The organism is Allosaccharopolyspora coralli, from assembly GCF_009664835.1.
Classification (GTDB): domain Bacteria; phylum Actinomycetota; class Actinomycetes; order Mycobacteriales; family Pseudonocardiaceae; genus Allosaccharopolyspora; species Allosaccharopolyspora coralli.
This window is the reverse complement of record NZ_CP045929.1, coordinates 3,343,317-3,362,318: the sequence shown is the minus strand read 5'-3', so window position 1 is coordinate 3,362,318 and position 19,002 is coordinate 3,343,317. Positions and strand designations below refer to the sequence as shown.

Sequence of the window (19,002 nt, the reverse complement as noted above, 5' to 3'; positions counted from 1 at the left end):
TATGCACGCTCACCGGCGGAAGTCGAGTTCGATCTGCTCGAGGCTCCGGGACTTGGTTTCGGGAACCCACTTGACGACGAACCCGAGCACGAGCACCCCGAAAAGCCCGTACATGGTGAACACCGCCCCGGTGCCCCATGCGGCGATGAGCACCGGCAGGCTCAACGACACCGCGAAGTTGAACACCCAGTTGGCGATCGTGGCGATGCCCATCGCGGCGCCCCGCACGTTCAGCGGGAAGATCTCGGAGAGCATCACCCAGAGAACTGGGCCCCAGGTCAGCGAGAACGTGACCGTGAAGATCACGAGACCGGCCACGGCCCCGGCGTTCGTCACGGTAGGTGAGGCGCCGAGAAGTTGCGGCAGGCCGAGTGCGAACATTCCGAGCGCGGTGCCGACGCTGCCGTAGGTCAACAGCGGGGTGCGTCCGACGCGGTCGACGATACGAGCCGCGATCAGCACGGCGACGAGGTTGGGCACGGTGTTGATGACGCCGAAGAACAGCGCGAACGTCTCCGTCGCCCCGAGGGACTCCAGGATCTTCGGCGTGTAGTAGACGATCGTGTTGATCCCGGTGAGTTGTTGGGCTACGGCGAGTCCGACCCCGACGAGCAGGATCGCTCTGATCCAGGGCGTCGACCACAACACTGCTGGCCCGCTGCTGCGAACACTCGCGGATTCGACGTCGCGAATCTCCGCGAGCTCGGCGTCCACTATGGCCGCCGGTCGTGTGATCGAGAGTACGGCTCGGGCTTCGTCGTCGCGGCCGCGTTTCACCAGCCACCGCGGTGTTTCCGGCATGAACGCGATACCGACGAGCAGGACCACGGCCGGAACGGCGCCGAGCCCGAACGCGAGTCGCCACGCTCCGCCGTCGCGGGCGAGGAACGTGACCAGGGAGGCCAGCCCGACGCCCAGGATGATCAACGCCTGGTTCATCGTCGCGATGGCGCCACGAATGTGCGTCGGTGCCATCTCGGCGAGGTAGAGCGGCACGATCACGGAGGCGCCACCGACGGCGAGACCGAGCACGGTTCGCGCGGCCACCAACGTCGCGACATCCGTGGCCACAGCCGACGCGAGCGCGCCGAGAAAGAAGATCACCGAGCAGACGAACACGACCCCGCGACGCCCGATCCGGTCGGCGATCGGCCCACCGAACAGTGCACCGATCATCGCTCCGACGAGGATGCAGCTGGTGATGAGTCCCTCGGCGAACGAACCGACCTGCCAGTCGTCACTGATGAACAGCATCGCGCCACCGATGACGCCGGTGTCGTAGCCGTAGAGCACGGCGCCGAGAGCGCCGAAGAAGTAGAACGCGCGACCGCCACGCATGCCGGGAGTGGTCGCAGGTCGTGTCGCCGCGTCCGCCAAAGCCGCCTCCGCCCGGACAAGGGGTGCGGGGCACCCCGGAGCCTCACGTGGCCGTGTGATCACGGGCACACTACGGCAAGATAGCCGCGAACCCGCCGCCTCCGACAGGGCTGATCCGCGCGTGAGCCTTTTTGGTGGTCATAGGAACCAAAAAGAGCAATTGTCAATACCTGTGGATGAAGTTTGTTTAGGCTGCTGAGGGTGGGGCGTGGTCGTCGGGGCGTTCGATGAGTTGGCCGGCTGTGAAGCGGGCGCCGGCGCGGACGAGGGCCACGAGGTGGGGTGCGTTGATCGCGCGCCAGCGGGTTTGGGCGGATTCGATGAGCTTGAATGCCATGGCCAGCCCGGCAGCCCGCGAGCCGGGTCCCTTGGTGACCTTCGTTCGATGCCGCACGGTCGCGAAGGTCGACTCGATCGGGTTGGTGGTGCGCAGGTGTTGCCAGTGTTCGGCCGGGTAGTCGAAGAACGCGAGTAGCTCGTCGAGGTCGTCGGTGAGCTTGGCGACGGCCTTGGGAAACTTCGCGCCGTAGGTGGTCTCGAAGGCGGTCACGGCCTCACGCGCGTGGTGTTTGTCCTCGGCGTTCCAGATCTCGGCCAGGGCCTTTTTCGCGCCGGGTTGGGCGGATTTCGGCAGGGCGGCCAGCACGTTGCCGGTCTTGTGGAACCAGCACCGCTGCTCGGCCGTGGTCGGGAAGACCTCGCGCAGTGCGCCCCAGAACCCGAGGGCCCCGTCGCCGATGGCCAGGGTCGGGGCGCGCATGCCGCGGCGGGCGCAATCGCGCAGCACATCGGCCCAGGACTCGGTGGACTCGCGGTAGCCATCGGCCAGCGTGATGAGTTCCTTGCGGCCGTCGGCGCGGACACCGATGAGCACCAGCAGGCAGAGTTTGTGCTCGTCGAGGCGGATGTTGACGTGAATGCCGTCGGCCCACACATACACGTAGTCCACTGCGGACAGATCGCGTGCGGCGAAGGCTCGTTGTTCGGCCTTCCACTGCTCGGTGAGCTTCGTGATCACCGTCGACGACAGGCCCTTGGTCGAGCCGAGGAACTGTCCCAGCGCGGGCACGAAATCCCCGGACGAGAGGCCGTGCAGGTACAGCAGCGGCAACACCTCGGTGATCTTGGGTGACTTGCGGGCCCACGGCGGCAGGATCGCCGAGGAGAACCGCTTGCGCTCGCCAGTGTCGGGGTCGATGCGCTTGTCATTGACCCGCGGGGCGGTGACCTCGACAGCACCGGAGCTGGTCAGCACCTCACGCGGTTGGTGCGAGCCGTTGCGCACCACCAGCCGGTGACCGTGCTCGTCACGCTCTCCGGAGTGCTGGGAGATATAGGCATCCACCTCGGCCTGCAGAGCCTCAGCCAACATCCGCCGAGCACCCTCACGAGCAATCTCATCCAGCAACGACGAGGGCGACGAGCCCTGTGTCGAGCCATCATTACCAGAAGTGGGATCAGGGACTACGCTAAGCATGGGTCGTACCTTCCCGACCAGCGCTGCAACGCCGGTCATGCTTGAGAACCTTCACTCGATCACTGGGAAGGTACGCCCCCTCCCAGCCGATCCACAGGTCCCAAGCATTGCTCAACCAAAAAGGCTCACGCCTCAGAGTCTCTGCCCGGTGTCGGCGGAGAACAGGTGGTGTTCGCCCTGGCGGATGCGCACGTGCACCCTCGATCCCGTCTTCGGTGGCACGCGAGCGTCCACCCGGACCACGATCGTCGTGTCCTCGTGCCCGTCGACGTGGCCGTGGCAGAGCGCTTCGGCGCCGAGTTCCTCCACGAGATCGACGGTGAGCGGGATGCCGTCGTCGGCGAGTTCGAGGCCCTCCGGGCGAACACCGAGCAAGACGGTTCCTGCGTCGGCGTTCCGGAGGGTGTCCCGACCGACCGGCACCGTGGTTCCACCGAACCGGACACCGCCGTCGACGACGTCGGCGGAGCACAGGTTCATCGCGGGTGAGCCGATGAACCCGGCGACGAACGAGTTGATCGGCTGGTCGTAGAGCGTGCGCGGGGTGTCGCACTGTTGGAGAACACCGTCGTGGAGCACTGCGACGCGGTCCCCCATCGTCATGGCCTCGATCTGATCGTGGGTGACGTAGACCGTCGTGGTGCCGAGTTTCCGTTGCAGCTGGCCGATCTGTGCTCGGGTGGACGATCGGAGTTTGGCGTCCAGGTTGGACAGCGGCTCGTCCATGAGGAACACCTGCGGTTCGCGGACGATCGCCCTACCCATCGCGACGCGCTGACGCTGGCCGCCGGAGAGTGCCTTCGGCTTGCGTTCGAGGAACTCCTCCAGGTTGAGCAGCCGTGCGGCGTCCTCGACGCGACTCTGAATGTCCGCCTTGGACATTCCCGCGATTTTCAGTGCGAATCCCATGTTCTCGCCGACGGACATGTGCGGATAGAGCGCATAGTTCTGGAACACCATCGCGATGTCCCGGTCCCGAGGCTCCAAACCGGTGACGTCCTGGTCTCCGATGTGGATGGTGCCGCCGTCGACGTCCTCCAGCCCCGCGAGCATGCGCAAACTGGTCGACTTCCCACACCCGGAAGGCCCGACCAGCACGAGGAACTCGCCGTCCGCGATGTCGAGATCCAGCTTGTCCACCGCGGGATGTTCGGCGCCCGCGTACTGCCGGGTGGCTTTGTCGTAGGTGATGGTCGCCATCGTCACTCCTTGTCTCGGTCGATCGGTGGACCGTCCTCGTGCACCATCAGATGCGCGGCGCCATGCCGCTGCCGGATCCGCTCCCCCGCGTCGTTGTCGGTGACGTCGAGGCGTGTCGCCCCACGCAGTGGCCACGCGGGCGGCTCGGCGGTACCGGCCAGCGCCCACGCCGCTTGGCGCGCCGCCCCGACCGCCACGTACTCCGCCGCTGGCGGCACCGTGACCGGCACGCCGAACACCTGGGGTGCCGCTTCGCGCACGGTCCGGGACTGTGCGGCCCCTCCGATCAGCAACACCCGCCGCAGCGGCACGTCGGCCTCACGTACCGCGTCCACACCCGCGGCGAGGCCGCAGAGCATGCCTTCGACCGCGGCGCGGGCGACGTTCTCGGGTGTCATGTTGTCCCGCCGTAGACCGACGAGACTTCCGCTGGCATCGGGCAGGTTCGGCGTGCGTTCCCCGTCGAGGTACGGCAGCAGCGCGAGTCCGCCCGCACCGGGCTCGGCGCGCGAGGCGAGTTCGTCCAACTCCTCGATCTCGACGCCGAGCATCTCTGCCGTCGCGCTGACAACGCGGGCGGCGTTGAGGGTGCAGACCAGAGGCAGGAATTTCCCCGTCGCGTCGGCGAATCCCGCGATCGTGCCTGTGGAGTCCGCGGTCGGTGCGGCCGACGAGGCGAATACCGTTCCGCTGGTTCCGATGGAGACCACGACGTCCCCCGGCGCGAGATCGAGCCCGAGCGCGGCGCCCATGTTGTCCCCGGTCCCTGCCGAGACCACCCGGCCCGAGGGGGTCTCGCCCGCGACCTCGCCAGGCCCGAGCACGGTCGGGGTTCGCGGTTCACGACCGAACGCGTGGGTGAGCAGGTCGGGTCGATAGCGCCCGTCGGACGGCGACCAGTATCCGGTTCCCGAGGCGTCTCCCCGATCGGTCACCGGGTCGCCGCCGGTCAACCGCCACGTCAACCAGTCGTGCGGGAGCAGCACGTGCGCGACGCGGTCGCTGAGTTCCGGCTCGTGCTCGGCCATCCAGCGCAGCTTGGTGACGGTGAGACTCGCGACCGGGACGGTGCCGACCGCTTTCGCCCACTCCTGTTCGCCGCCGAGTTCGGCAATCAGGTCCGTCGCCGCCTGGGCGGAGCGGGTGTCGTTCCACAACAGTGCGGGCCGGATCACCGCGCCGTGCTCGTCGAGCGCGACCATTCCGTGCTGCTGGGCACCGATTCCGATCGCGGCGACGTCCTCGAGCAGACCGTCGGTGGCCGAGTGCATCGCCTGCCACCAGATCTCCGGATCCGTCTCGGTGCCGTCCGGATGTGCCGCTCTGCCCTCGCGGACGACGGCGCCGCTCTCGGCGTCACAGACCACCACTTTCGTCGCCTGCGTGGAGGAATCCACGCCGGCGACCAAGGTCTTCGAGGTGCTCATCGCCTCAGCTTCCCACGCTCGTCGACGGCCGAACCTGGAGTTTGCGGCCGGTTCCCGCACGGAAGGCGTCCAGTGCTCCGGTGTAGTCGTCCAGTCCGAACGCGTGGGTGATCATCGTTTCCGCGTCGATGGAACGGATCATCTCGACGGCTCGTCCGTAGCTGGCGAGCACGGCCATGCTGCCGACGATGGTGATCTCGTCGTTGTACACGCGGAACGGGGAGAACGACGCGGTCGCCTCACTCGGCGCGACGCCGAACTGCTGGAACGTCCCGCCGCGGCGGACCCGGGTCAGTGCGTCTTCGATGGCGGCGATGACGCCGGTGCAGTCGACGACGACTTCCCAGCCGTGCGGCCGGTCCCATTCGTCGGGGCTCGACGCGACCTGGTCCGCACCGAGTTTCGACGCGACCGCACGCCGGTCCGGGTTGAGGTCCACGACGGACACCGACGTCGCGCCGGAGTTCTTGGCGAGCTGGGTCATCAGCAGACCCATCGTGCCCGCGCCGTAAATCAGGTAGTGCTCGCCGATCCGACGCGGCAACAGGTCGAAACCACGGACCGCGCACGACAGTGGCTCGATGAGCGCGCCGTGTGAGAGCGGAACCCCGTCCGGCATCGGGTAACAGTTCGCCGCGGGGGCGAGCGCGTACTCGGCGCAGGCGCCGTTTCGCGTGACACCGATCGCGTTCCACCGCTCACAGAGGTTTCCCCGACCGAGCGCACAATAGTGGCACGATCCGCAGAACAACGAGGGGTCCACCGCGACGGCGCTGCCGGTCGTCACGCTCGTGACGTCGCGGCCGACGGCGAGGACTTCCCCGGAGAACTCGTGGCCGGGGACGATCGGATACGGCGTCGGTGCGAAATCACCGTCCATGATGTGCAGGTCGGTGCCGCAGATGCCGCACGCGTCGACGGCGACCACCACGTCGTCCGGCCCTGGTGTCGGGTCGTCGACCGTGGTGACACGGACGGTGCCCGGTTGTTCGATGACGGCTGCGCGCATGAGGTCTCCTAGCTTGTCTCGGGAATGGTGGCCTCAGCCGCGACCACACGGACCTCCGTGCCGAGTCCGCGCATCGCTTCGATCTCGGACTCGGGTGTCGCCGTGTCGGTGACGACGAGCGAGAACGCACTCACGTCGCCGTGCGCGTAGGTCGCGGTCTTGCCGAACTTCGAGTGGTCGGCGAGCAGCACGGGGTGCACCGCGTACTCGCAGATCGCCGATTTGATCTCGGCGTAGTCCTGGATGGGATGAAAGAGCCGCCCGTCGGCGATCGTGGTCACCGACAGGACCGCGACGTCGGCGCGCAGCCGCGTGAGCGCGCGGAGCACGTCCGGGCCGGTGCACGAGTCGAACTCCGCACGGTAGCGGCCTCCGAGCAGCACCACCTCCCGTCCCTCGCCCGCGACCGTCTTGGCCACCGTCATCGAGTTCGTCACCACGGTGAGATCGTCGAACGTGGCGAGTTGTCGCGCGAGCGGGAACACCGTGCTCGAATCGTCCACCAGGACGGTGGCGCCCGGCCGGATCTCCGGTAGCGCCGCGGTGGCGAGTGCTTCCTTCTCCGCCTGGTGCAGGCCGACGCGGAACCGTGTCGCGGTCTCGATCGTCAGCGACGGATACGCCTCCACCTTCCCACGCAGTTTGCGGACCAGGCGACGTGCCACCAGTTCGTCGAGGTCGCGGTGCATCGTCATGAGGCTCACGCCGAACTTGTCCGCGAGATCGTCGATACGGACGTGGCCGGTGTCCATGACGTGCCGCAGGACGTCCTGCCGTCGCTGCTCGACGGCGGCCTCGGACGGTCGCACGTTGGGCATGTGGTCCTCCTGCTGGTGTTCTCCCGAGTTCACCGTCGCACGGGATCGCCGTCGACCGTGTCCGGAATTGCCGTTCCGCGCGTCATCTCTGGGGATGCACCACCGATTTGACCGCGGTGGCGTCCCGTTGTGCGACGGTCAACGCCTGTTCGACCTCGTCGAGTCCGAAGTGGTGGGTGACGAGCCGATCGAGGTCCACCGCACCGGATGCGGCCAGGTCGATCGCGGTCGGCCAGGTGTTGGCATAACGGAACGTCCCGGTCAGCTCGATCTCGAAGGTCTGCACGTGCGCGACCGGCAAGGTCATCTCGTCGCCGCCCATGCCGACGAGCACCACCCGCCCCGCACGAGCGATCGTGCGAATGGCGTCTGCCGTCGCCGCCCGGACTCCGGAGCACTCGATGAGCACATCCGGTTCGTGACCGGCGTCCCGGAGCGCAGTGTCCGCGACGTTCACGGTCGACGTGGCGCCGAGCTCGGCGGCGAGCCGCAACCGTTGGGCGTTCACGTCGGTCACGACGACCTCGGTCGCACCGAACGCGCGCGCACACTGAGTGGCCACGAGCCCGATCGGTCCGGCACCGTTGACCAGCACCCGGCTCCCCGGCCCGACGCGAGCCTTGCGGGAGGCCCACACTCCGACCGACAAGGGCTCGACGAGCCCGGAAGCCTCGTCCGACAGCGAGTCCGGAACGGGGTGCGCGAACTGCTCGTGGAGGACGACGTACTCGCTGAACGCGCCGTCGACCGGGGGTGTCGCGAAGAAGCGCATCCGTGGACACAGGTTGTACCGGCCCGCGCGGCACTGCTCGCAGACGAAACACGGCACGCCCGGCTCCATCGACACCCGCCTGCCCGGCTCGAGCCGTGTCACGTCCGAGCCGCACGCGACGACGACGCCGGCCGCCTCGTGCCCGAGCACCAGGGGCTTCTCCACGACGAATCCACCGATCCTGCCGTGCTCGTAGTAGTGCGTGTCCGAACCACAGGTCCCCACTGCGGAGACCCGGATGAGGACGTCGTGGGGTCCCGGCCTGGGCACCGGGCGCTGTTCCAGTGCGATGTCTTCGATGTCGTGCAGCACCGAGACCCGCATCGTGTCCGGAATGGTCGTCATTCTCCCGTCACCGCCCCGAGAGTCAGGCCGGTGACCAGCCACCGGCGTACGGCCAGGCCCGCCAGCATCATCGGCACGACCACGAACGTGCCGATCGCCGTCAACTGGCCCCAGTCGATCCCGGCTTGGGTGACCAACTGGTTCGCCGCGATCGGCAGGGTCTGCGAGTTCGGGCCACTGAAGACCAGCGCGAAGGCGTAGTCGTTCCACGCGAACACCAGGCACAGCACGAAAGTCGTCACCAGCCCCGATTTCGTCAAGGGCAGCACCACGTGCCAGAACGCCTGCCAGCGCGTGCAGCCCTCCACCCGCGCGGACTCCTCCAACGCGAGTGGCAGTTCGGCGAAGAAAGCGCTCATCAGCCAGATCGCGAACGGAAGGTTGAACGTCATGTACGCCAGGATCAGCCCCGCCAGGGTGTCGATGAGTCCGAGCCCGCGGAACATGAGGAACAGCGGCAACACGATCGCGGCGATCGGGGCCATCCGGGTGGAGATGATCCAGAACGACAGATGGTGCTTGCCACGCATGCGTGTTCGCGCGAGTCCGTATCCGGCGGGTGCCCCGATCACCACAGACAGAATCGCGGAGATCCCGGCCGCGAGCACACTGTGCACGATGTAGGGCGTGAGGTTGTTCGCTCCGGTGAACAACCCGACGTAGTTGTCCAGCGTCGGGGTGAACAGCAGCTGCGGCGTCGCGGACGTGACGTCGGTGGTGTTCTTGAACGACGACAACAGCATCCACAGCAACGGCACGAGTGTCCATACCAGACCCAGCCCGATCACGATCCAGATCCCGATGCGGGAGCGGCGCGAGCCGCGTTCGATCGGACTCACCAGGGTGGCACCAGGGGCGCGGGCGCTCATCGAGTCGTTCCCTTCTTGTCCAGCAGCCGCACGAATCCGCGGGCCAACGCGATCGACACCGCGAGCATCACCAGGCCGATGGCGGCGGCGTACCCGAGGTCGAAGAAACGGAACGCCGTCTCGTACAGCCGGACCGGCACGATCTTTGTCGCGTCGGCGGGCCCGCCGTTCGTCGTGACCCAGATGATGTCGAAATAGCGGATCGCGTCCATCGAGCGGATCAGCAACGCCACGAGTAGCACGTTCGAGATCGACGGAAGGACGATGTGGCGCAGGCTCTGCCATCCCGTGGCACCGTCGATGGCGGCGGCCTCACGCACCGCCAGTGGAACCGACGACAGGCCGGCCAGCGTGATCAACGCGATGAGTGGCGTCCACTCCCACACGTCCATCAAGACCACGGCGACGAACGCCGAGACCGGCCCGCCGAGAATGTCTCCGCCGTAGCCGAGTCCGCGCAGCACCCAGGCGTAGAGCCCGAACGTGGAGTCGGTCAGGAACCGCCCCAGCAGCCCGACGATGGCGGGTGCCACGAACATCGGCAGCAGGAACAGGCTCAGCACGAGGTTGCGTCCGCGCAGCAGGCGCCACATGCACAACGCGAAGGTCAGGCCGAGCAGCATTTCCAGGCCGAGGGTCAGTGCGAAGAACACGCCCGTACGGACCCAGTTCCACGCGAGGTCCGGGTCGGTGAACAAGCGGATCCAGTTCGTCGCCCCGGCGAAGTCGAGTTCCAGACCGCCGAGCAGTCGCACCTGCGACAGGCTCATCACGATCATCGTGAGGAACGGGACGATGCTCAGTGCGGCGAGCAGGAGGATGCCGGGTGCCAGCATCTTCGCCTCGAACCCGAACCTCCGCTTGCGTGGGACGGGAGCGGGGGTTCCGGTCTGCTCGGCAACGGGTTTCTCGGTCAGCGTACTCATCCGGCCGCCACCCACCCTCGCGCCGTGATCCGGTCGAATCGCTCGGCCGCTTCACGCATCGTCGCGTCGGGCGAGAGATCGCCGACGAGCATCTTGGACAGTTGCGTGTACATCGCGGTGTCGCATTCGTTCCACATCGGAATCTTCGGACGCAGCCCCGAGTTTTCCGGTTGCCAGGCCTGTTCGACGGCCGAGGCGGTGAGCATGTTCGGCATGTCCGATGGGCGCTGCTCGGCGGCTCGGACCTCCGGCAGCGCGTACACGGACTGCCGGGTCGGAGTGCCGCCACCCGCGTCGCTGCTGAGGTTCGACAACTGGGTGCCGGTGTCGGTGGCCCACTTGAGGAACAGCCATGCTGCCTTGCGCTCGTTGGGCATCGTGTTGCCGCTGATCCCGATCCCGCATCCGCCGTAGTGGTTCGCCGAGCGGGACGGCCCCTTCGGCAGGCGCGCGTACCCCACCTTCCCGGGCAGGACGCTTTCGTTGTCCGCGGCGTACTCGTGCCAGTTGATGCACATCGCGAGACGTTCCGCGCGGAAGGCGGCGCCGAGTCCGTCCCACTCCCAGGTACTTGAGGCGGGATCGGCGACGTCGAGCAACCGCTGGTAGACGCGCGCGGCCTCGATCGCGGTGTCGGAGTTCAGGGTGCAGCGGCCGGGGTCGACGGCACCGAGCCTGCCGATCTCCTGCCCGCCCTCGAAGTAGTCGCCGCCGTAGGCCCACAGGACGTTGGAGAAGTCGCACATCAACGAGTCGTGTTGCTTGGCCTGGTGGCCGCTGCCGTAGTCGACCTCGTCCGCGTTGTCGGTGAACCACCGTGCGAGCGCGAGGTACTGCTCCCAGGTCGAGTCGTCTCCCGGCATGGGGTCGAATCCCAGTTCGGCGGCCATGCGGTCGCGGTACTTGTCGAACAGGTCCTTGCGGTAGTGCCAGATCATCGTCGGGCAGTCGTAGGGCAGGGCGTACACCTTGCCGTCGTCGCCGAACCGGCCGGCCGCGTCCATCTGGACCGGCACGAAGTCGCCGAACTCGGCGCTCTGCCCGGGCAGCGTGGGATCGTCGGCGAGCTCGCGGAGGTCCACCAGGCCCTTCGAGTACGGCGCGAGTACCTGGTACGGGTCGGCGTAGATGATCTGGTACTGCGACTGGCCGGAGGCGAGATCGAGGGCGACCTTCTGCACCATCGCCGAGAGTTCCAGCGTCACGATGTTGACGTTGATACCGGTCAGGTCGGTGAACGGCTGCAGGTTCGCGGCGATGGCCGCCGTGGGGGCGGTGTTCTCCGAGATGAAGTTAAGGGTCGTGCCCTCGAATTGCCGCCACCGGTCGTCGGTGTCGATGCGCCGGGCGTCCGCACGCGACGTGCAGCCGCCGAGGGCTCCGCCGGCGGCAAGGGCCGCACCTCCGGCCAGTGCGCCGCCCAGCAGTCTGCGGCGGCTCACCGCTCGCCGCGTCGACTCGATCATGTGCGCTCCTCGTTCGTCGGGCGCTGGGTTCCGTGAGCCCGGGGCGACGACGCCGAACGGACCGCACAGGACGTGACCTACAACATTGTTAACACATCCCAAGGACCTTGTTAACACTTTTTGCGAGAAGTTTCGTTTGCGTTCCGCGGAGGCGGTCCCGACGCCGAGAGCCGACCGCCCGCAGCAGGACACGACACCGATCCGACACACCGTCGCCGGACGACGGGCGACCGCTCGGGGGCGGACCGGGCTCGTAGGATCGCGCCCATGACTGCCACCGACCTCGCCGCGGAGCCGGACGATCGCGCCCTCGACGTGCTCCGGCGCGTCTTCGGCTACGAATCGTTCCGAGGTGAGCAGCGCGCCATCGTGGAGCAAGTGATCGACGGCGGCGACGCGCTCGTCCTGATGCCGACCGGCGGTGGGAAGTCATTGTGCTACCAGGTCCCGTCGCTCGTCCGGGGCGGCGTCGGCGTCGTGATCTCCCCACTCATCGCGCTCATGCAGGATCAGGTCAACGCGCTACGCGCCTCGGGCGTGCGCGCGGGATTCCTGAACTCCACCCAGGACGCCGAGCAGCGCCGCGAGACCGAGGCCGCGTTCCTCGCAGGAGAACTCGACATCCTGTATCTCGCTCCGGAACGGCTCCGGCTGGACTCGACCGTGAACCTCCTCGGCCGCGGCGAGGTCGCGCTGTTCGCGATCGACGAGGCGCATTGCGTGTCCCAATGGGGCCACGACTTCCGTCCGGACTACCTCACGCTCTCCGAACTGCACGAGCGGTGGCCGTCGGTGCCGCGCATCGCGCTGACCGCGACCGCGACCGAGGCCACTCACGCCGAGATCACCGAACGCCTCAACCTGCGCGAGGCGCGCCATTTCGTGGCGAGTTTCGACCGTCCGAACATTCAGTACCGGATCGTGGCGAAAAAGGACCCGAAGAAGCAGCTGCTGGAACTGCTGCGCACCGAACACGTCGGTGACGCCGGAATCGTCTATTGCCTTTCCCGGTCCTCGACGGAGAAGGTCGCGCAGTTCCTGCGAGACAACGGGATCGAGGCCGTTCCGTACCACGCGGGACTGGACGCCGACGTCCGCGCGCGACACCAAGCGCGATTCCTGCGCGAGGACGGCCTGGTCGTGGTCGCCACCATCGCGTTCGGGATGGGCATCGACAAGCCGGACGTCCGCTTCGTGGCTCACCTCGACCTCCCCAAGTCGGTGGAGGGGTATTACCAGGAAACCGGCCGTGCGGGACGAGACGGCCTCCCGTCGACGGCGTGGCTGGCGTACGGACTGCAAGACGTCGTGCAACAACGCAAGATGATCGACAACTCGGAGGGCGACGCGGCACATCGGCGGAAGCTGGGCGCCCAGCTGGACGCGATGCTGGCCTTGTGCGAGACCGTCGAGTGCCGTCGCGTGCAGCTGCTCGCCCACTTCGGACAGCAGGGTGCGCCGTGCGGCAACTGCGACACGTGCCTGAACCCGCCTCAGTCGTGGGACGGCACCGTTCCGGCGCAGAAGCTTTTGTCCACTGTGTACCGACTGAGGAACGAGCGGAACCAGAAGTTCGGCACCGGACAGATCGTCGACATCCTGCTCGGCAAGACCACGCCCAAGGTCGAGCAGAACCGGCACGACACGCTGACGGTCTTCGGCGTCGGCACCGAACTCCGCGAGATCGAGTGGCGCGGGGTCGTGCGACAACTGCTCGCCCAGGGACTCCTGACCGTGGAAGGCGATCACGGGACACTCACCCTCACCGAGTCCAGCGGAGAGGTTCTGGGGCAACGACGCACGGTGTCCCTTCGCCAGGAGCCGGCGCGAGTCACCAACAAGCCCGCCAAGGCCAAGCGGGCTTCGCCGGTTGAGCAGCTTTCTCAGGACGCCGAACCGCGCTTCGAGCAGCTACGTGCTTGGCGAGCCGTCACCGCCAAACAGCAGGGTGTGCCCGCGTACGTCATCTTCCACGACTCGACGCTGCGCCAGATCGCCACCGTCGCACCGTCGACCCTCGACGAGCTGGCGACCGTCACCGGTGTCGGCGAGGCGAAACTCGACAAGTACGGCCAAGGGGTCCTCGACGCGCTCGCCGAACCCGCGGGCTAGGCCGCCCGAGGGGAGGGCTGGTCCTGGCTGGCGACAGCGTCGACGTAACGATGTCGACGATCCCGCAGCCAGGGGCGAGGTGAGATTCCGCTACCGAACCAACCCGGCCACAAGCGCGTGCCTCATGCCGTGCTGTCAGCCGATTCCGGCTCCGTGGGAATCGGACGTCGTGCCCAGTAGGACGCCGCGACAGCGCCCGAGACGTTGTGCCACAGGGAGAACACGGCAGCGGGCAGCGCGGCGATGACGGTGAAATGCGTGGTCGCCAAGCTCGCGGCGAGGCCGGAGTTCTGCATACCGACCTCGACGCTGATCGCCCGACGCGCCGATTCCGGCAGCCCCATCAGGCGCGCCGCTCCGTACCCGAGCAACAACCCGAAACCGTTGTGCAGCACCACCGCCAGCAACACCAGCACACCGCTGGAGAACACGGCCTCCGCGCTGCCCCCGACCACGGCGGCGACCACGACGGCGATCCCGAGAACGGACACACACGGCAGCACCGGCAGCGACGCCTCGACGGCTCGAGGCACGAGAGCGCGGGCGAGCACGCCGAGAACGACCGGAACGAGCACGATGGCCACGATCGACACGAACAGCTCCCCCGGGTTCACCGGCAGGGTCGACCCGGCCAGCGCCAGCACGATCAGCGGGGTGAGCAACGGCGCGAGCAGGGTCGAGGCCGAGGTCATCGCGACCGACAGCGCGACGTCGCCCTTCGCGAGGTACACGACCACGTTCGAGGCGGTGCCTCCTGGCGCCGCGCCGACGAGAATCATGCCGACCGCAAGTTCCGGCGACAGCCCGAGACCGGCTCCCAGCACCCAGCCCACGCAGGGCATCACGACGAACTGAGCGAGCACGCCGACGCCGAACGCCTGCGGGTGCCGCCCCACGACGGTGAAGTCGGAGAGCCGCAACGTCAGCCCCATGCCGAACATGATCAGTCCGAGCAGGTACGGAACCGCAGGCGCCAAGACCTCCGTCTGCGCGGGCAGCACCATGCCGACGACCGCGGCGAGCAGTACGAACGCCACGAACCACCGGGAGACGAACTCGGCGACCTGCCGCATCGATGCCATGTCGGTCCTTCCTGCGCTGACGGTGCCCGGGCAGTCTCGTCCGGACCGGCTCCCGATGCCACCTTCTCCCACACCGTGAACCCGCGGCCACTCTCCCGGATTCGCCGCGTGAACAGCTCGCCCCGCAGCGTCACCTTCCGCGCCGGACGGGGCCGAACTCGACGGGCGGTCGCGCATACGAGAACCCCCACGCGGCGAAGGCGTGGGGGTTTCGCTCGGGTGAGATCACAATGCCTGCGCCGTCGGCCGCAGGACGATCTCGTTGATGTCGACCTCGCCGGGCTCGTCGATGGCGTAGGCGATCGCGCGCGCCACCGCACCGGAGTCGATCGCACTCGCGTAGAGGTGCGCGACGCTCTCGGCGGTCTCCTCGTGGGAGATCGTCTGCGTGAGTTCCGACTGCACGGCGCCGGGCGAGATGATCGTGGTGCGGATGTTCTCCCCGGCCTCCTGGCGCAGGCCCTCGGAGATCGCGCGAACCGCGTACTTCGTTCCGCTGTAGACGGCGGAATTCGGGAAGACGACGTGACCGGCCACGGACGACAGTGTGATCACGTGCCCGCTGCCCTGCTCCCGCATCCTGGGCAGCGTGGCCGCGATGCCGTAGAGCACACCCTTGATGTTGACGTCGACCATCTGTTCCCACTCGTCGACCTTGGTGGCGTCCAGCGGCGCCAACGGCATCAAGCCTGCGTTGTTGACCAGGACGTCCACGCGGCCGAACCGGCCGACAGCGGCGGAGACGAAGTCCTCGACCTGGTCCTTGCGGGTCACGTCGACGGTGTGGACGTCGACCTCGCCGCCGTCGGAGCGGATGCTCTCGGCGACCTCGTCGAGGTTCTCCTTGCGGCGAGCACCCAGAAAGACCCGGGCCCCGCGTTCGGCCAACAAGCGTGCGGTCGCCTCACCCAACCCGCTGCTCGCGCCGGTGATGGCGACGACCTTGCCGTCGATGTTCGACATGACTCTCACTCTCCTGTCGTGATTCGATCGGGAACTTTCAGGAGCGTCCGAGGGGTTGAGGGCTGTGGACGCGCACGCTGCCCGAGGAGTTCCCCGCCGCCTGCCTAGACCGACGACCGGCGGGTTCTCAGCTCGTTGCCAGCGAGGACAGCGCCGACGTGACGTCGGTGGCTACCCGAAGCCGACGGTCCCGCAGCCAGCCGCGAGGTGAGGTTCCGCCACGGAACCGACCACGCGAATCAACCCGCCCCCGGTCACTCCGTCAGCTTCGGGTAGTCGGTGTAGCCGCGGTGGTCGCCGCCGTAGAACGTCGACTGGTCGGGCTCGTTGAGTTCCGCTCCCTGCGTCCACCGGTCGACCAGGTCCGGGTTGGCGAGGAACTTCCGACCCACGGCGACGGCATCGACCCGCCCGTCCTTGACGAGCTGCTCGAGCTCGTGCGGGTCGGAGTCCGCGCCGAACCCGGAGTTGAACACCAGCACTCCGGGGAACGCGCCGCGCAGCTTCGCCAGTACCGGGTCGTCGGCCTCGCAGAGAACGTGCAGGTACGCGATGCCGATCTCGCCGAGGCCGGTCGCGAGCACGTCGTAGACCGACAGGTCGGTCTCGCTGACGTCGTTGAACGGGTGGCCCGGCGACACACGGACACCGACCCGGTCGGCTCCGATCTCGTTGGCCACGGCCCGTGCCGTGTCCAGCACGAACCGGGCGCGGTTCTCGGGATCTCCGCCGTAGCGGTCGGTGCGCTGGTTGACGCCGTCGGCGAGGAATTGGTGCAGCAGGTACCCGTTGGCCGCGTGCAGTTCGACCCCGTCGGCACCTGCCGCGACCGAGCGCCGCGCGGCGTCGACGAACTCCGCGATGACGGACGCGATCTCATCCGTGTCCAATGCGCGCGGATCCGAGTGTGCCTGCATCCCGGACTCGGTGAAGATCTGCCCCGCGGCCCGCACCGCCGACGGTGCGACGGGCTGCGTGCCGGTGGTGTCGACGTGCGAGATGCGACCCGCGTGCATCAGCTGGACGACGAACTGACCACCCTCGTCACGCACACTGCGCACGATCCGAGCCCATCCGTTCTGCTGGGCGTCGGTGTGGACACCGGGAGTATTCGGGTACCCCTGGCCGACCGCGGAAGGCTGGCTCCCCTCGCTGATGACGAGACCGGCCTGCGCACGCTGCGCATAATAGGTCGCCTGCAGCTCGTTCGGCGTTCCGTCGCGGTCCGCCCGGTTGCGCGTCAACGGTGCCATGAGAATCCGGTGCGGGAGCGAAAAGGCGCCCGCGCGCAACGGTTCCAGCAAGGTGCTGTTCTGTTTCAGGGAGGTGGTCACGTCCGGTGTCCTTCCGTCGCCGATTACTCTCACGTTCAACAACTCGGCAGGGACGGGACGGCATTCCGGTCCGACGATGAGTGTCACTTCACAGTCCAGGGTCCACACCGGACACCTGTCCGATATGAACGGAACCGAGGCAGTGGAAGGCTCCGAGCAACGACTTCGGAGCCGCGCGCGATTCGGACTGGTGCCGAACCCGGTGAGATTCCGCACCGCGGGATCATGGAACGTCAGCGATACTCGGCGGCGTTGCACGTACCGGCAAGCGAGTGACAACCGAGCACGCGTAAGGGAGAAGTCTCATGGTTGACCGCAACGCGACGACGCACTGGACCGGCGATCTGGGGTCCGGATCCGGGAACGTCACGCTCGACTCGTCGAACGCGGGGCAGTTCCCGGTCTCGTTCGCGACCCGCTCTGAGGACCCCAACGGGCAGACCAGCCCTGAGGAACTCATCGCGGCCGCGCACTCCTCGTGTTTCTCGATGCAACTGTCCGGCCTGCTCGGCGGTTCCGAGCTCACCCCCGAGACCATCGACACGAGCGCCGAGGTCAGCTTCGGCAAGAAGGGCGACGGGTTCGCGATCACCGGAATCCACCTGACCGTCCGTGCGGCCGTTCCCGGCGCCGACGACGCCACCTTCCAGGACGCCGCGCAGAAGGCCAAGGAGATCTGCCCCGTCTCGGCCGCGCTGACGGGCACCACGATCACGATGGACGCCACACTGGCCTGACGATCCGACTCGCTCACCCGAGCGTTCGCACGGCTCCCTCAGCCCGCGAAACCACCACGTAGAGGCCGCGCGGATTGAGGCGGTCAAGCATGGTGAACCACCAACGCAGATCAATCCGCGCAACCTCGTAGGAGGAATCCGAGATGAGTCCACCGATCCTGCTCGTCCACGGCGCGTGGACCGGCGGCTGGGCCTGGCAGGACGTCGTGAGCGAACTCGAAGGCAGCGGACTTCGGGCGCACACCGTCGATCTGCCGACCCAGGGGCCTGCGGGCAACCTCTCCGCCGACGCGGAAACCGTCCGCGCAGCGCTCGAAGGGCTCGACGAACCCGCGGTGCTCGTGGGGCATTCCTACGCGGGAATGGTGATCACCGCGGCAGCGGCGGGAAACGATCGGGTCGCGCACCTCGTGTACGTCTGCGCGGCGCTCCCGCGAGAAGGAGAGTCCCTACAGGACTTGATGGGTCGTGATCCGTCACCGAGCACGATCGGGGACGGTTTCGTCATGCACGACGACGGCACGGCCGGCCTGGACAGGAAGATCGCTCGCGAGATCGTGTTCAACGACGCCACGGACGAGCAGGTGGCCCCGGTGCTGGACTCGCTCGGCGTGCATCAGGTATCCAGCTTCGGCGAAACAGCACCGGCGCTGGGCTGGCGGGAACACCGGTCGACCTACGTCGTGTGCACCCAGGACCGGGTGTTCTCCCCGGAACTGCAACGCGACATGGCTCAGCACACGAACCGCGCGGTGGACGTCGACAGCGGCCACGGTCCGATGTTGACGCGTCCGGCGGAACTGGCCGAGGTCGTTCGCGGGACAGTCCCGCAGTGACCGCGAGATCCGGCCGTGTGGACGCACGCACGGCCGGATCTCGTCTCAGCTTGTGTGTGTTCTTGTTCTGATGCCCGTCAGGGCATGGTCTCGCGTGCTCAGCCCGAGCACGGTGAGAAGCTCCGGCGTTCCAGGTTGTCGCTCGCAAGGCCGGGGCCGCCGCTGCGTACGTGCTGGTACTCGAGGCGACCCCAACGCCGCGAGCGGCAAGCTGGGACGCCGGTAGGTGACCACCACCACAGACCATAGACA

General features: G+C 67.6%; 16 protein-coding genes. 3 read left to right on the top strand and 13 right to left on the bottom strand.

Going from position 1 to position 19,002, the window contains the following annotated elements; genetic code table 11:
- Window positions 1-9 precede the first annotated feature (9 nt).
- The 10 genes from GIY23_RS15725 to GIY23_RS15680 form a co-directional block, all read right to left on the bottom strand.
- Entirely contained in the window at window positions 10-1,338 is a 1,329-nt protein-coding gene (locus GIY23_RS15725) for a sugar porter family MFS transporter (RefSeq protein WP_154077352.1), read from the bottom strand.
- A gap of 226 nt (window positions 1,339-1,564) precedes the next feature.
- Entirely contained in the window at window positions 1,565-2,854 is a 1,290-nt protein-coding gene (locus GIY23_RS15720; RefSeq protein ID WP_154075433.1) for an IS256 family transposase, read from the bottom strand.
- 132 nt (window positions 2,855-2,986) lie between these two features.
- Window positions 2,987-4,054 (bottom strand): ABC transporter ATP-binding protein, encoded by a 1,068-nt coding sequence (locus GIY23_RS15715; protein WP_154077351.1) that lies wholly within the window; start codon window positions 4,052-4,054, stop codon window positions 2,987-2,989.
- 2 nt (window positions 4,055-4,056) lie between these two features.
- A complete protein-coding gene (xylB, locus tag GIY23_RS15710; protein WP_154077350.1) occupies window positions 4,057-5,481 on the bottom strand; it encodes a xylulokinase in 1,425 nt (474 codons plus the stop codon).
- A gap of 4 nt (window positions 5,482-5,485) precedes the next feature.
- Window positions 5,486-6,490, bottom strand: a complete 1,005-nt coding sequence (locus GIY23_RS15705; RefSeq protein WP_154077349.1) for a zinc-dependent alcohol dehydrogenase family protein — start codon at window positions 6,488-6,490, stop codon at window positions 5,486-5,488.
- A gap of 8 nt (window positions 6,491-6,498) precedes the next feature.
- Complete coding sequence (locus GIY23_RS15700; protein WP_154077348.1) at window positions 6,499-7,308, bottom strand: DeoR/GlpR family DNA-binding transcription regulator; 810 nt, start codon at window positions 7,306-7,308, stop codon at window positions 6,499-6,501.
- 82 nt (window positions 7,309-7,390) lie between these two features.
- The gene (locus GIY23_RS15695; protein ID WP_228717318.1) at window positions 7,391-8,425 is read right to left on the bottom strand and encodes an NAD(P)-dependent alcohol dehydrogenase; all 1,035 of its coding nucleotides are present in this window, start codon (window positions 8,423-8,425) and stop codon (window positions 7,391-7,393) included.
- Window positions 8,422-9,294, bottom strand: a complete 873-nt coding sequence (locus GIY23_RS15690) for a carbohydrate ABC transporter permease (protein WP_154077347.1) — start codon at window positions 9,292-9,294, stop codon at window positions 8,422-8,424. The genes GIY23_RS15695 and GIY23_RS15690 overlap by 4 nt, the downstream gene beginning before the upstream one ends.
- Window positions 9,291-10,220 (bottom strand): carbohydrate ABC transporter permease, encoded by a 930-nt coding sequence (locus GIY23_RS15685; RefSeq protein ID WP_154077346.1) that lies wholly within the window; start codon window positions 10,218-10,220, stop codon window positions 9,291-9,293. Before GIY23_RS15685 ends, GIY23_RS15690 begins: the two co-directional genes overlap by 4 nt.
- On the bottom strand, window positions 10,217-11,686 hold the full coding sequence (locus tag GIY23_RS15680) for an extracellular solute-binding protein (RefSeq protein ID WP_154077345.1): 1,470 nt from the start codon (window positions 11,684-11,686) through the stop codon (window positions 10,217-10,219). Before GIY23_RS15680 ends, GIY23_RS15685 begins: the two co-directional genes overlap by 4 nt.
- Before the next feature lie 267 nt (window positions 11,687-11,953).
- Here GIY23_RS15680 and recQ point away from each other — a divergent pair, with 267 nt between their 5' ends.
- Window positions 11,954-13,798 (top strand): DNA helicase RecQ, encoded by a 1,845-nt coding sequence (gene recQ / locus GIY23_RS15675; protein WP_154077344.1) that lies wholly within the window; start codon window positions 11,954-11,956, stop codon window positions 13,796-13,798.
- 122 nt (window positions 13,799-13,920) lie between these two features.
- On the opposite strand, the gene GIY23_RS15670 is transcribed toward recQ, so the two are convergent.
- The 3 genes from GIY23_RS15670 to GIY23_RS15660 form a co-directional block, all read right to left on the bottom strand.
- Window positions 13,921-14,880 carry a bile acid:sodium symporter family protein gene (locus GIY23_RS15670; RefSeq protein WP_154077343.1) on the bottom strand — a complete coding sequence of 320 codons (960 nt, stop codon included), beginning with the start codon at window positions 14,878-14,880 and terminating at the stop codon, window positions 13,921-13,923.
- A gap of 225 nt (window positions 14,881-15,105) precedes the next feature.
- Entirely contained in the window at window positions 15,106-15,843 is a 738-nt protein-coding gene (locus GIY23_RS15665; protein ID WP_154077342.1) for an SDR family oxidoreductase, read from the bottom strand.
- Window positions 15,844-16,097: 254 nt separating this feature from the next.
- Window positions 16,098-17,177 carry an alkene reductase gene (locus tag GIY23_RS15660; protein ID WP_154077341.1) on the bottom strand — a complete coding sequence of 360 codons (1,080 nt, stop codon included), beginning with the start codon at window positions 17,175-17,177 and terminating at the stop codon, window positions 16,098-16,100.
- 305 nt (window positions 17,178-17,482) lie between these two features.
- Between GIY23_RS15660 and GIY23_RS15655 the strand changes: the two genes are divergently transcribed.
- Together GIY23_RS15655 and GIY23_RS15650 are read left to right on the top strand one after the other, a co-directional pair.
- A complete protein-coding gene (locus GIY23_RS15655) occupies window positions 17,483-17,914 on the top strand; it encodes an OsmC family protein (protein ID WP_154077340.1) in 432 nt (143 codons plus the stop codon).
- Window positions 17,915-18,057: 143 nt separating this feature from the next.
- The gene (locus tag GIY23_RS15650; RefSeq protein ID WP_154077339.1) at window positions 18,058-18,750 is read left to right on the top strand and encodes an alpha/beta fold hydrolase; all 693 of its coding nucleotides are present in this window, start codon (window positions 18,058-18,060) and stop codon (window positions 18,748-18,750) included.
- Window positions 18,751-19,002: the final 252 nt, after the last annotated feature.